Consider the following 12,859-nt stretch of genomic DNA (forward strand, 5'->3'; position numbering starts at 1 on the left):
TCCGGACGATCTTTCGCTAGAGTGAACTGTACGTTCAGTTCAGTTAGGAGATCGACATGACCGATGCAGTTGCGGCGGCGTCCGGCGAGTTCACCATCGGCGGAGACCTGACGGTCCGCCGACTGGGATACGGCACCATGCAGCTCACCGGCGACGGCGTCTGGGGCGATCCACGAGATCCCGACGAGGCGGTCCGGGTACTGCGTCGTGCGGTCGAGCTCGGGGTGAACTTCATCGACACCGCCGATGCCTACGGCCCGTTCACCGCGGATCTCCTGCTGAAGAAGGCCCTGCATCCGTACGCCGACGATCTGGTGATCGCGACCAAGGCCGGCTTCGCCCGGACCGGTCCAGGCGGCTGGGAGCCGATCGGCCGCCCGGCGTACCTTCGCCAACAGGTGGAGCTCAGTCTGCGCCACCTCGGCCTGGAGCGGATCGACCTGCTGCAGTTGCACCGGATCGACACGGAGGTCCCGCTCGCCGACCAGATCGGAGAGCTGGCGACGCTCCAGCAAGAGGGCAAGATCCGGCACATCGGCCTCTCCCAGGTGAGCATCTCGCAGGTCGAGGAGGCCGCGGCCATCGCCCCGATCGTCTCGGTCCAGAACCTCTACAACCTCAGTCAGCGCGACGACGAGGACCTGGTCGAGTATGCCGAGAAGAACGGCCTGGGCTTCATCCCCTGGTTCCCCCTGGCCACCGGCGAGCTGGCGAAGGCCGGCGGACCACTCGCCAAAATCGCCGAGAGCCACCATGCTTCGCCCTCCCAGCTCGCGCTGGCCTGGTTGCTCAAGCGCTCCCCCGTGATGCTGCCGATCCCCGGCACTTCGTCGGTCGCCCACGTGGAGGACAACATCAACGCGGCGAAGGTCGAGCTGACGCAGGAGGAGTTCGACCAGCTCACGACGGCGGTCGGCCGATGAGCGTCTGGTTCGTCACCGGCGCGTCCCGCGGCTTCGGCGCCGGGATCGTCGCGGAGGCGCTTGCCCGTGGCAACCAATTGGTCGCCACGGCGCGCCGGCCAGAGGAGATCGAGCGGACGGATCGGTTGCTCCCGGTGGCGCTCGACGTCACCGACGAGGGGCAGGCCCGAGCAGCCGTTGACGCGGCCGTGCGCGAGTTCGGCCGGATCGACGTGGTCGTCAACAACGCGGGACGTGGCCTGCTCGGTGCGGTCGAGGAGGCTTCCGACTCGGCCGCACGGGCGGTCTTCGACACCAATGTCTTCGGCGTCCTCAACGTCCAGCGAGCGGTTCTTCCGGTACTGCGCGCCCAGCGCAGCGGCCGGCTCATCCAGCTCAGCTCGGTCGGCGGGTTCACAGGTACGCCGGGGTGGGGGCTCTACTCGGCGACGAAGTTCGCCGTCGAAGGGTTCTCCGAGGCGCTGCACGGCGAGCTCGCACCGCTCGGCATCCACGTCACCATCGTCGAGCCGGGGCTGTTCCGGACCGACTTCCTGGACGAGTCGAGCCTTCAGCAGGCAGGCGAGATCGCCGACTACGCCGACAGTGTGGGCACGATGCGACAATCGCTCGCCGACTGGAACCACGCCCAGCCGGGCGATCCGGTGAAGGCTGCTCGCGCGATCGTCGACCTGGCCGAACTGCCCGATCCGCCACTGCGCCTCCAGCTCGGCGGGGATTCGGTCGCCCGGGTCGAGGCCAAGCTCGACCAAGTGCGGACGGAGCTCGAGCGGTGGCGGAAGGTCTCGCTGTCGACGGATCACGACGATGCTTGAGCAGTCTTCGCATCCGCGCAGCGTGCGGGCGAAGGATTCGGTGCTCGCGGCAACGAAAGAGTTGCTCGACGAAGGTGGGCTCGGGGCGGCGACGGTTGACGCGATCAGTGCGCGCTCCGGGGTGAGCAAAGCGACGATCTACAAGCATTGGCCGTGCCGGACGGCGATCGCGGCCGAGGCGTTCGGGCGGCGGATGGCGGACTCGATCCCGTTGCCGAACGAGGGCAACGTGGTCGACGATCTCACCGAGCAGGTGCGCCGGGTGAGCAAGTTCTACGCCGGGCCGAACGGCAGGGTCTTCGCCCAGTTGCTGGCGGCAAGCGTCACCGACGAGGCGGCCGCGCCGTACTTCCGCGAGTTCTTCCTCGACGCCCGCCGCGCCAACGTCGCCGAACTCTGGGAACGAGCCCTGCGCCGCGGCGAGGTCAACCCGGCCATCTCGGCCGGCACCGCCACCGACCTCCTCTTCGGCCCGCTCATCTTCCGGCTGCTGACCGGGCACGCCCCGCTGACCGAGCAGCAGGCGGAGGCAATCGCCACGGCCGCCCTCCACGGCCTCCTCAAAGCCAACCCTGCAGACGACTAGTTGACCGGCTACTGATCCTGGGGGCCGGCCCAGAGGCCTCGGACGTGGCCTATGTGGCGGCGCATGAGGTGTTCGGCGCCGGCGGCGTCGCGGGCTTCGATGAGCTCCATCAGTTCGTGGTGTTCGGCGGCTGATTGGCCCAGGCGTCCGCTTTCCACCAGCGGGGTGAGGCCTAGTAGGCGGGTTTGGGACCGGAGGTCTGAGACGACGTCGACGAGGCGGCGGTTGCCGCTGTAGGCGAGCAGCGTGACGTGAAAGACCCGGTCCGCCTCGATGTAGTCGATCAGGTTGCCGGCCTCGGCAGCGACGACGATGTCCTGGGCGAGGGTGCGCAGGTGGGGGAAGTCGCCGGCGGGGATCACCGGTACGACGTCGCGGATCGTCGGTGGTTCGATCAGCTGCCGCAGCGCGGCCAGGTCGTCGAGGTCCTCGTCGGACACCTCGGTGACGCGGAAGCCCTTGTTCCGCAGCGAGATGACCAGGCCTTCGCGGACGAGATCGAGCATCGCCTCGCGGACCGGCGTCGCGGAGACGCCGAACCGGGCGCCGAGCGTCGGCGCGGAGTACACCTGCCCTGGTTCCAGCTCGCCGGAGATCACCGCCGCCCGCAGCGCGTTCGCCACACTGTCCCGCAAACTCTCCCGCTGCTCCAACGGCCGCACACTCGGCTGCACCCCAATCGACTGCGCCCCCATCCCGTCACCTCCCTCGCTCGAACCGTCCGTGGGACCACATTCTGATCCACCCCGCCACCACAACCACCAACGCCCTGCCGCTCCCCCCGATCGCCGCCGAACGAACGCCCACCAACCCGATCCGCCCAACTTGGACACCACCTAGCAAACGCAGATCAACCCGCCCAGCTCCGACACCCCCAGTAAATGCAGGTCAACCCGTCCGGGCCGGCACCACCGGGCAAAAGCCGGAGCGACTCGATCAGCCCGGGCGGACTCCGCCGCCGGTTGAGCGGACCAGGTCGAGCAGATGGGTGAAGACTCGGTCGGAGCCGATGCCGTCGTGTTCGTACTCGTTGGTGACCCAGGCCTGCAGGTTGCCGACGCGGGCGGCCGTCTCCAACTGCAGACCGGAGTCGACGTACATGTCGTCGTAGTACACCGCCGCCGCCACCGGAACCTCGTTCGCCGCGAGCCGGTCCAAGTCGTACAAAGAACTCCACCGGGGACGCGAGGCCAACAGTTCGACAGCTGCCCGGAACGGCCGTAGTACGCGGATCTCCTCGAACATCCACGGGTACATCATTTCGCCGGTGAACAGCAGCGGCCGGGCCGTCTCCGCGAACTGTGGTCGCGCCGACCGTTCCCGCTCGGCCGCCCAACCAGTTGCCCCCTCCCCCGACCCATAGCAAGCCTCCTGCAGCACAGCGAACAACGGCCCATCGCTGTACGACGAACGCACCATCACCTGGCTCAGGAACGTCTCGGACAACTCATCTCCCGAGAACGCCTCGTCGACGAGCCAATGCATCCGCTCGTACCCCGGCTTCATGCCGAAATCGATCCCGAGCGACTGCAAGCGTCGTACGGTGAGCAGGTCGCCGTCCGGCAGGCGTACCTCGCCTGCCGCGAGGCGGTCCGCGATCGCCGCGACGCGCTGCTCGTCGTGCGGATACCGCCGGTAGTACTCCCGGTTCTTCGCCTCGACCCGCGGATACGTACGCCGGTAGACCTCGGAGGCGTCCGGCTCGACCGAAGCCAGGCCGCCCGTGACATAACAGGCCGTCAAACCCTCAGGAGCCCTCGACAAGTAGGCCAGCGTGATGAACCCACCGAAGCTCTGGCCGAGCGTCGACCACTTCACCCCACCGAATACCGTCTTCCGCAGATGCTCGGCGTCGGCCACGATCGAGTCGGCACGGAAGTGCGCGAGATAATCCGCCGCCTCGCCAGCCGTGTCGAAAGACTCCATCCGGCGCCCGTCGACCGGCGTACTGCGGCCCGTGCCGCGCTGGTCGAGCAGGACCACCCGATAGGTCTTCAACGCCTGCCCGATCCAGCCCTTCGCGTCGATCGGCCGAGGTGACTTGCCTCCCGGTCCGCCCTGCAGGAACACCAGACACGGCAGGTCCTCGTCCCGGCGCACCGGATCGACCAACTCCCGCGCGAACACGCTGATCCGCTCGGAGCCATCCGGATCCGACCAGTCGAGCGGCACCGAGATCTCGTGCTCACGGACGTGCATGCCGGGGATCGTGTACGTCGTCATACGCTCGCCTTCCGCTCCGGTTGCGCCGATGCCAGTTCCGCTCCAGTACCGTGTGACATTGCACTGACCCTAAGACGCTCATCCGGTTACCGCCAGGCATTACCGGAAGTTGTCCGAAGGCTGACCATGAGGGACTGGGCAGCCTGCCGCCCGCTCAGTGGCAGGCGGCAGGTGGTCAGAGGCGTGGGTCTACCGGTTCGGACTCCAGGGCCAGGACGGCGAAGACGGTTTCGTGGATGCGCCAGAGAGGTTCGCCACGGGCGGCTCGGTTCAGCGATTCGAGGCCCAGGGCGTACTCGCGGAGCGCCATCGAGCGTTTGTGGCCGAGGTTGCGGTTGCGGAGGCGGTCGAAGTTGGCCGGCTCGGTGTAGTCCGGGCCGTAGATGATGCGCAGGTACTCCCGGCCGCGGACCTTGAGCCCCGGTTGCGCGAGGCCCTTCTTCGTGCGGACCAGGTTCGCGGCCGGCTTCACCACCATTCCTTCACCACCCGCGGCCGTGAGTTCCTCCCACCACGCGATCCCCGCCTCCCACGAATCGAGGTCGACGAACAGGCGCCGGGTCGCAGTGACCAACGCCGGACCGGCCGCGACGAGTCGGTCCGCGATCGCCAGATGCCAGGCGTGCGGCTTCTCCTCGTACGTCGTTCCTTCGGACGCGAGCACCTGGAACGGCGCGATTCGTACTCCGTCGAGTCCCTCGGTCGGCCAGCAGTACCGTCGATAGGCAGCGCTGAAGAGTTCGGCATTCACCGTACGGCGTTGCGTCCGGGCGAGCAGGTCGCCGACGTCGAGCCCAGCCGCTACGGCTGATTCCAGGCCGACCATTGCCGCAGGCAACGAAGTACGGGCTGCCGCGCCGACTGCGGCGTACTGGTTCTTGAGGAGTTCGATCGCCTTGGCGCTCCAGGGCAGGAGTTCGGCGTCGAGCAGCAGCCAGGAGGTGTCGAGTTCGTCGAAGAGCCCGGCCTCGGAGGCGACCGCTCGCAGGCGCAGGAGCAGTTCGTCGGTCAACGTGGTGTCGAAGAACGAACGGCCGGTACGGGTGTGGACCGCACCCCGCCCAGCAAGACCGAATCGCTTCTCCGCGACGTCGTCGTCCCGGGTCAGCAAGACGACGGCTCGCGAACCCATGTGCTTCTCCTCGCACACCAGTTCGGTCACGCCCTCTGCCTTGTACGCCTCGAAGGCCTGTACCGGATGCTCCAGCACGCCAGGGATCGGCGACGTGGCGACGGGGCTCATGGTCGGCGGCAGATACAGCAGGAAGCGCGGATCGATCGCGAACCGGCTCATCACTTCCAGCGCGGCACCGGCCTGCTCCGCGCGAATGCTCAACCGCCCGTGCGTCGCGGTCTCGATCACCCGGCGACCGGTGACATCGGTGATGTCCAGTACGTCGGGCTCGCGGCCGGGAGCGGTTGCCGTGTGCAACGGCTTCGCCGGCTCGTAGTACTGCTCGATGGCTTCGACCGAGACCAGTTCGCGCTCGGGGTAACGCAGGGCGGTCAGCGAGCCGCCGAAGACGCAGCCGGTGTCCAGGCAGATGGTGTTGTTGATCCACTCCGGGACGGGCGTCGGGGTGTGGCCGTAGACGACCATCGCGCGACCGCGGTAGTCGTTGGCCCACGGGTATCGCACCGGCAGGCCGAACTCATCGGTCTCCCCCGTCGTCTCGCCGTACAGGCAGAACGCCCGGACACGGCCGGAGGTGCGACCGTGCATCCGCTCGACCAGGCCCGCGTGTGACACGACGAGGTTGCCGCCGTCGAGGACGTAGTGTGAGATCAGGCCGTCGATGAACTTCTCGACGTCCGCGCGGAACTCCGCCGGCTCGGCGGCGAGCTGCGCCAGCGATTCCTCCAGACCGTGACTGAGCTTGACCTTCTTGCCCCGCAGGGCTTTGAGCAGCTTGTCCTCATGGTTGCCGGGCACACAGAAAGCGTTGCCCGAAGCAACCATCCCCATCACCAAGCGCAGCACCCCGGGCGTATCCGGGCCCCGATCCACCAGATCCCCGACAAACACCACCCGCCGCGCCGGATCGCCGGCCGGTTCCGCCTCCGGCTCCGCGCCGGCCACAGAAGCGGCCCCCGGATCGCCTGCCGGTTCCGCTCCCGCCCGACTCCCACCGTACGCGGCATCGATCGGTCGTCCGTCGGCATCGCGGGTGATGGTGTAGCCCAGCCGGCCCAGCAGCTGTTCGAGCTCGGCGCGGCAGCCGTGGACGTCGCCGATGATGTCGAAGGGGCCGGTCTGGTCGGTGAGGTCGTTGAACAGCCGGGTGCGTTCGATGCTGACGGCATCGATCGCCTCGACGCTGTCGAGGACATGGACGCTGCGGAAGCCTTCCCGCTTCAGGTTCCGCAGCCCGCGCCGAAGCTGCTGGCGCTGCCGTTGGACGACCTGTGGGCCGAACTGGCGATCCGGCCGCAGGGCGTTGCGGTCGATCGCCACCCGCTCGGGTACGTCGAGCACGATGGCGACCGGCAGTACGTCGTACTCGCGGGCCAGGGCGACCAGTTGCTTGCGCGATTCCGGTTGCACGCTGGTCGCGTCGATCACCGTGAGCCGCCCCGCCGCGAGCCGCTTGGCAGCGATGAAGTTCAGTACTTCGAACGCGTCCTTGCTGGCGGCCTGGTCGTTCTCGTCGTCCGAGACGAGGCCGCGGCAGAAGTCGCTCGAGATCACCTCGGTGCCGAGGAAGTGCTTGCGCGCGAAGCTCGACTTGCCCGAGCCGCTCACGCCGATCAGGACGACCAGGCTCAGCGCGGGGATGCCGATGCGGTCCATCAGACGGCCTCCTTCAGGCGGAACAGGGCGAGCTGGGTCGGCGGGCCCACCTCGGGGTCGTCGGGTCCGACCGGGCGGAACGACACGTCGTACCCGTAAGCCGCGCAGACCGACGTGGCCCAGTCCTGGAACTCGGCGCGGGTCCATTCGAACCGGTGATCCGGGTGGCGGAAGGCGCCGGCCGGCAAGGTCTCGAAGCGCACGTTGTGCTCGGAGTTCGGTGTGGTGACGACGACGTTGCCCGGCCGGGCCGCGCCGAAGACCGCGTGGGCGAGAGCGGGCAGGCGTGGCGGGTCGACGTGCTCGATCACCTCCATCAGTACGGCGGCGTCGAGGTCGGCCAAGCGCGCGTCGGCGTACGTGACGGAGGACTGGAACAGCCGTAGGCGCTCACGTTTGCGGTCGGACATCTCGTCCACGTGCAGGCGGCGCTCGGCGTACGTGAGTGCTCGCGCGGAAACGTCCGTGGCCACGACCTCGGTGAACGACGAGTCCTTCAGCAGTTGGGCAACCAGCACTCCCTCGCCGCACCCGAGATCCGCGACCCGCCGCGCCCCGATCTCGCGCAGCAGCTCGACAACCGCAGTACGCCGCTGCACCGCCAGCGAAACCGGCTGCTCCGAATCGCCGGCGAGGTCGTCACCTACTTCCGCTATGGGCTCGTCGGGAGACGTCTCGACCTCGACGCCGTCCGATTCGACGAGGCGGTCCAGGGCCTCCAGGGCGGAGTCGGTCAAGCGTTTGCGATGGGCCAGGTAGCGCCGCGAGATCAGCTCGCGATCCGGGTGGGCGCCGAGCCATCCCTCACCGGCGCGGACCAGTTTGTCGACCTCGTCGGATCCGACCCAGTAGTGCTTCGCGTCGTCGAGCACCGGCAGCATCACGTAGAGGTGGTGCAGCGCGTCGGCGAGCCGGAGCTCACCACGCAGCCGCAGATCGACGTACCGCGAATCTCCCCACGCCGGGATCTCGGGGTCGAGCGGCACCGGCTGGGCGTCGACCGACCAGCCGAGAGGGCTGAACAGCCGCTCGGCCATCGTCGCACCACCGCGACACGGCAGCGCCGGCACGTGGATGTCCAGCAGGATCGGCCGGGTGGTGAGCTCGGGACGCGCGTCGCAGCGGCCGATCATCGCAGTACGGAAGAGTTTGCCGACCGCGACGGCGAGCAGGCTGGACGCGGCGTACGGGCGGTCGTTCACGTACTGCCCGAGGGTGAAGCCCTCGGCGGCGCGGCCTCTGCCGGAGCGGACCAGAGCGATCGGATCGACCTCGAGCAGTACGGCGACCGTGCATCGCTCGTCGGTCGCCTCGGGGTAGAACACGTGGACCGTGCCACCGGCCACCTCCATCGACTGCGGTCGCGCCGGATTCTTGTGCAGCAGGAATCCGAGGTCGGTCGCAGGGGCGCCGAGGCCGGCCGAGGTGGTACCGATCGTCAGGAACACGTCCGCATTCGATCACGCCTGCCGTCCAACGGCTCGTCATTTGATCTGCGGCCGGACGCCGAGACACGCGGCGAGAGGTCTGGCGCGCGAGCGGATTTGGTTCTAGCTTGTTTTGCAGCAGAAAAGTCGCTACAGACCGTCCTTCCCCGCTGACAGTCCGTACCGGTCCCCGGTTTGTGGCGAAGCCATCCCACCACGCCGACACGGGGAAAGGACCATGGCATCTCCCTCAGGCCAACCCAAGGCCGACCAGCCCAACCCAGTACTCACCACCAGGACCGCAGCGCACCTCGCCCGCAGCAGAGGGGCCCGCCGGTGAAACCCCAGACCTTCGAACTCGTTCGGTACGCCGACGTCAGCGGAGTCTCCGGCACCGGGACAGTGGCCGAAGGATGCGTCTTCACCGACGGATCGGTCGCCCTGCGCTGGCACGGCCAGAACCCCTCGACGGCGGTCTGGCCGGACCTCGACTCCATCCTCGCCGTCCACGGCCACTGCGGCGCCACCGTCGTGCGCTGGCTGGACGTCTCCGAGATGGAGACCGTCCCGGGCACGGACCTCCTGCCGGGCGAGGTCTCGCACATCCTCGCCACCGGCCGGCACACACACCATCCACCGGTGGTCGCCACAGCCTGACAGCCCGTACTACGTGCCGCGCGCCGCTCGAGTTGGCGCCGGGTGACGACTCAGGAGTTGCTGCCGGCCAGCCTCTTGAGGTCGGTCAGGAGTTGATTCCGGTCAGGGCGAAGAATTCCTGGCGGGAGCTCGGGTTGTCGCGGAGCATGCCGTGCAGGGACGACGTGACCGTCAGGGCACCCGCGGCACGGACGCCGCGCAGCGACATGCAGAGGTGCTCGGCTTCGATCACGACGCCGACGCCCTTCGGCGCAAGCTGGCCCTGAAGCCAGTCGGCGACCTGCTTGGTGAGCCGCTCCTGCACCTGGAGGTCGCGCGCGAAGAGTTCGACGACGCGGGCCAGTTTGGACAGCCCGAGGATGCGGTCACCCGGCAGGTAGCCGACGTGCGCGACGCCCTGGAACGGCAGCATGTGGTGCTCGCAGAGCGACTGCACGGGGATGTTCCGAGCCAGCACGAGCTCGTCGTACCCCTCGTCGTTGGGGAACGTGGTCAGCTCGAACTCCCGCGGCGTCAGCATCTCGGCGTACGCGTGCGCCACCCGGCGCGGCGTATCGGCCAGGTGCACGCTGTGCGGATCGCGACCGAGCGCCGTCAGCAGATCCGCGACGGCGCGTTCGGCCGCCGGAAGGTCGATCTCGGCGCGTCCTGCCACCACGTGCAGCGGCACCACCGCATCGGGCAGGCCGACCACCTCGTCGGTGAACGGCTCCGCCTCTGACCGGATCATCGTCATCTGCGCTCCTCACAGCGTCAGTCAGGCTGAGCCGCCTACGGTAGGACCCCGCCAGCTATTCCGTCAACGAGAGTTGTCGATACAATACCTCGGTGGACCCCAACCACCTCGCCGGCGTCCAGGCGATCGCCGCGCTCGAGGAACCGACCAGGCGACAGCTGTACGAACTCGTCGTCCGCAGCCCCACGCCGGTCGGCAAGGACGAGGCGGCCGCCGCAGCCGGTGTCCCTCGGACCACCGCCGCCTTCCACCTCGACAAGCTGGTCGGCGAAGGACTGCTGAGCGTCGTGTACGAGCGCCGCTCCGGCCGGCACGGTCCGGGCGCCGGCCGGCCCGCGAAGCTCTATCGCCGCTCGGACCTCGAGGTCGAGGTCTCCCTCCCCGAGCGCACGTACGACGTGGCTGGTCGCCTGCTCGCCGCGGCGCTCGAAGATGCCGAGTCCACCGGAGAGTCGCCGGTCCGCGCCCTCGGGCGGCATGCTGCTCGTTACGGCAGAACGCTCGGCGAAACGGCGCGCGGGACCGGAGATGTCGTCCAGGTGCTGGAGCGGCAGGGCTTCGAGCCACGGCAGGACGGCCCGGACATCCTGCTGGGCAACTGTCCCTTCCATCAACTGGCGAGCGAGCACCCGCAGTTGGTCTGTGGAATGAATCTGCAGCTGATGGAGGGTTTGCTGGACGGCCTGGGCGACGCCGACCGCGAGGCACTGCTGGCTCCCAGTGCGGGGCATTGCTGTGTGCGGCTCAATCAGAAAGCCTCCGCCGACTAGGCTGTCGCGGTGGCAAAGAGCAAGCAGATCGGCCAAGGCACCCCGGCGACCGTCGCACTGACCAAGGCCGGCCTGCCATTCACGACACACACCTACGATCACGACCCAGCCGCCAAGTCGTACGGCCTGGAAGCCGCCGAGGCGCTCGGACTCGCGACGGCTCAGGTGTTCAAGACATTGCTCGTCGAGGTCGACGGCAAGCTAGCGGTCGGCGTTGTGCCGGTCGACAGGCAACTCGATCTCAAGGCCGTCGCCGCCGCACTCAACGGCAAGAAGGCCACGATGGCCGACCCGGCAGCCGCCGAACGCAGTACGGGCTATGTCGTCGGAGGCATCAGCCCGATCGGACAGAAACGAAACCTGCCCACCGTCGTGGACAGCTCCGCCACCGAACACGACACCGTCTACGTCTCCGGCGGCCGCCGCGGCCTCGACATCGCCCTCACCCCCACCGACCTCCTCACAATCACCAACGCCCACACCGCCCCGATCGCCCGCTGAGGGTCTACCCGGTCCAGATCGAGCTCAGGTGATGCAGGCGCAGGGACTCCAGGTGGAGCCGGCCGTTGGTGAACAGCTCCACGCCGTGCCCACCGGGCAGGCTGTCGAAGTTCACGTTGTGGCTCTGATAGACCTCGCCGTCGTTGCCGAAGACCTCGAGCTGACCCCGATCCACCAGCAATCTCACAGCGATTCGGCCGTCGTGCGGGATCAGCGTTGCACCGTCGAGCTCGTTGGCCGAGGCGTCGTAGGTGACCCCGCGAGCTGACCGGCCACCCGGACCTGTGCGCAGCCGGAAGCCCAGGCGCGTCGCTTGCTGGATGTCGATCACGGCCTCGATCTCGTAGGTGTCGGCGGTGATTGCTGCCAGCAACCGTTGCGCTGCGGCGCTGTCCAGCGTCAGGTTGTCCCAGCTCTGCGTGGCGATCCGCAGTGAGGCGATCTCCGGTACCGGGGTGCTCAGCAGGCGCGGACCGGACGGCGTCGACTGCAATCGTTGCTCGACCGGGAACGTCGCGTTGCCGGTCCACCTCGAGCCCTTGTTGCCGCCCTGCCAGGCCATCGACACGACCCGGTCGGTAGGCAGGTTCGCGAAGGTGAGTGCCGCGTAGTAGTCGCTCCCGGCGTACGTGTCGATCTGGTTGATCTTCTGCGGCGCCGGCCAGGACGTCCTGAACGTCGTGCCATCGAAGTCGCCGACGACGTACTTGCCGCTGCCTGCGCTGAGCACCCAGGAGAAGGCGTCGGCGAGCGGCATCCGGACCAGGTCGGGGCACTCGAAGAGCCAGTCCGCTTCGTACCGCGATGCGAAGGTCCAGTCGAGCAGGTTGACCGAGGTGAAGAAGTCGACGCCGTTGCCGCCCTGATCCGACCACACCACCATGCCCCAGCGCTGCGAGCCCGGATCCCAGAACACCTTGGGATCACGGCTCGTCTCCGCTGCCGGCTTCACGACCTTGCGGCCGTTGTCGAAGGAACTGAAGGTGTTACCGCCGTCGAGGCTGTAGAAAAGGGTGACGCCGTTGGTTCCGGAGTACACCAGGATCGGGTCGTCGTCCCCCGCCTTCAGCCCGGTCACGTTGCCGAGGTCAACGACCCCGCCGCCGGACCAGAGGTCGCCGGGGTGCACGGCTGGATCGAGCGCGATCGGTTTCTGCTGCCAGTGCACGAGATCCGGGCTCGTCGCGTGTCCCCAGTGCATGGTGTCCCAGGCCAGCCCGTGCGGGTTGTGCTGGTAGTAGAGGTGGTAGACACCGCGGTAGTACAGCGGCGCGTTCACGTCGTTCATCCAACCGGCGCGCGAGCTGAAGTGGAACTGCCCGCGATTGTCCTCCTGATAGTTCGTCTCAGGATAGGGAAAGTCCGGGTGATCCACAGTCGCTCCCTGCTCGAACGCCTACGTCCGAAGAACTGTAGTTGCCTTCGGACGT

General features: G+C 68.0%; 12 protein-coding genes. 6 read left to right on the forward strand and 6 right to left on the reverse strand.

The window, feature by feature from the left end; all coding sequences use genetic code 11:
* Positions 1–56: 56 nt before the first annotated feature.
* Genes DIZ26_RS29925 through DIZ26_RS29935 form a run of 3 tightly spaced genes read left to right on the forward strand, consistent with a single transcriptional unit; the run spans position 57 to position 2,324 of the window.
* A complete protein-coding gene (locus tag DIZ26_RS29925) occupies positions 57–923 on the forward strand; it encodes an aldo/keto reductase (protein ID WP_112247623.1) in 867 nt (288 codons plus the stop codon).
* Positions 920–1,738 carry an oxidoreductase gene (locus DIZ26_RS29930; protein ID WP_112247626.1) on the forward strand — a complete coding sequence of 273 codons (819 nt, stop codon included), beginning with the start codon at positions 920–922 and terminating at the stop codon, positions 1,736–1,738. Before DIZ26_RS29925 ends, DIZ26_RS29930 begins: the two co-directional genes overlap by 4 nt.
* Entirely contained in the window at positions 1,731–2,324 is a 594-nt protein-coding gene (locus DIZ26_RS29935) for a TetR/AcrR family transcriptional regulator (RefSeq protein WP_112247628.1), read from the forward strand. The genes DIZ26_RS29930 and DIZ26_RS29935 overlap by 8 nt, the downstream gene beginning before the upstream one ends.
* Positions 2,325–2,332: 8 nt before the next feature.
* Here DIZ26_RS29935 and DIZ26_RS29940 read toward each other — a convergent pair whose 3' ends face one another.
* From DIZ26_RS29940 to DIZ26_RS29955, 4 genes are all read right to left on the reverse strand, one after another.
* The gene (locus DIZ26_RS29940; RefSeq protein ID WP_112247630.1) at positions 2,333–3,019 is read right to left on the reverse strand and encodes a GntR family transcriptional regulator; all 687 of its coding nucleotides are present in this window, start codon (positions 3,017–3,019) and stop codon (positions 2,333–2,335) included.
* Between the two features lie 241 nt (positions 3,020–3,260).
* Entirely contained in the window at positions 3,261–4,547 is a 1,287-nt protein-coding gene (locus DIZ26_RS29945) for an alpha/beta fold hydrolase (RefSeq protein WP_112247632.1), read from the reverse strand.
* A gap of 175 nt (positions 4,548–4,722) precedes the next feature.
* A complete protein-coding gene (locus DIZ26_RS29950) occupies positions 4,723–7,338 on the reverse strand; it encodes a polynucleotide kinase-phosphatase (RefSeq protein WP_112247634.1) in 2,616 nt (871 codons plus the stop codon).
* Entirely contained in the window at positions 7,338–8,786 is a 1,449-nt protein-coding gene (locus DIZ26_RS29955; protein ID WP_112247636.1) for a 3' terminal RNA ribose 2'-O-methyltransferase Hen1, read from the reverse strand. The genes DIZ26_RS29950 and DIZ26_RS29955 overlap by 1 nt, the downstream gene beginning before the upstream one ends.
* A gap of 315 nt (positions 8,787–9,101) precedes the next feature.
* On the opposite strand from DIZ26_RS29955, the gene DIZ26_RS29960 reads away from it, so the two are divergent.
* Positions 9,102–9,422, forward strand: coding sequence for a hypothetical protein (locus DIZ26_RS29960; protein WP_112247638.1), 321 nt, complete (start codon positions 9,102–9,104; stop codon positions 9,420–9,422).
* 85 nt (positions 9,423–9,507) lie between these two features.
* On the opposite strand, the gene folE is transcribed toward DIZ26_RS29960, so the two are convergent.
* The gene (gene folE / locus DIZ26_RS29965) at positions 9,508–10,158 is read right to left on the reverse strand and encodes a GTP cyclohydrolase I FolE (protein WP_198676357.1); all 651 of its coding nucleotides are present in this window, start codon (positions 10,156–10,158) and stop codon (positions 9,508–9,510) included.
* Positions 10,159–10,250: 92 nt separating this feature from the next.
* Here folE and DIZ26_RS29970 point away from each other — a divergent pair, with 92 nt between their 5' ends.
* Together DIZ26_RS29970 and ybaK are read left to right on the forward strand one after the other, a co-directional pair.
* Positions 10,251–10,928, forward strand: a complete 678-nt coding sequence (locus DIZ26_RS29970; protein WP_112247640.1) for a helix-turn-helix transcriptional regulator — start codon at positions 10,251–10,253, stop codon at positions 10,926–10,928.
* Positions 10,929–10,937: 9 nt separating this feature from the next.
* The gene (gene ybaK / locus DIZ26_RS29975; RefSeq protein ID WP_112247642.1) at positions 10,938–11,429 is read left to right on the forward strand and encodes a Cys-tRNA(Pro) deacylase; all 492 of its coding nucleotides are present in this window, start codon (positions 10,938–10,940) and stop codon (positions 11,427–11,429) included.
* A 4-nt stretch (positions 11,430–11,433) separates the two neighbouring features.
* On the opposite strand, the gene DIZ26_RS29980 is transcribed toward ybaK, so the two are convergent.
* A complete protein-coding gene (locus tag DIZ26_RS29980) occupies positions 11,434–12,804 on the reverse strand; it encodes a glycoside hydrolase family 32 protein (RefSeq protein ID WP_112247644.1) in 1,371 nt (456 codons plus the stop codon).
* Positions 12,805–12,859: the final 55 nt, after the last annotated feature.

The sequence above is a fragment of the Kribbella monticola genome (genome assembly GCF_003261635.1).
GTDB lineage: Bacteria > Actinomycetota > Actinomycetes > Propionibacteriales > Kribbellaceae > Kribbella > Kribbella monticola.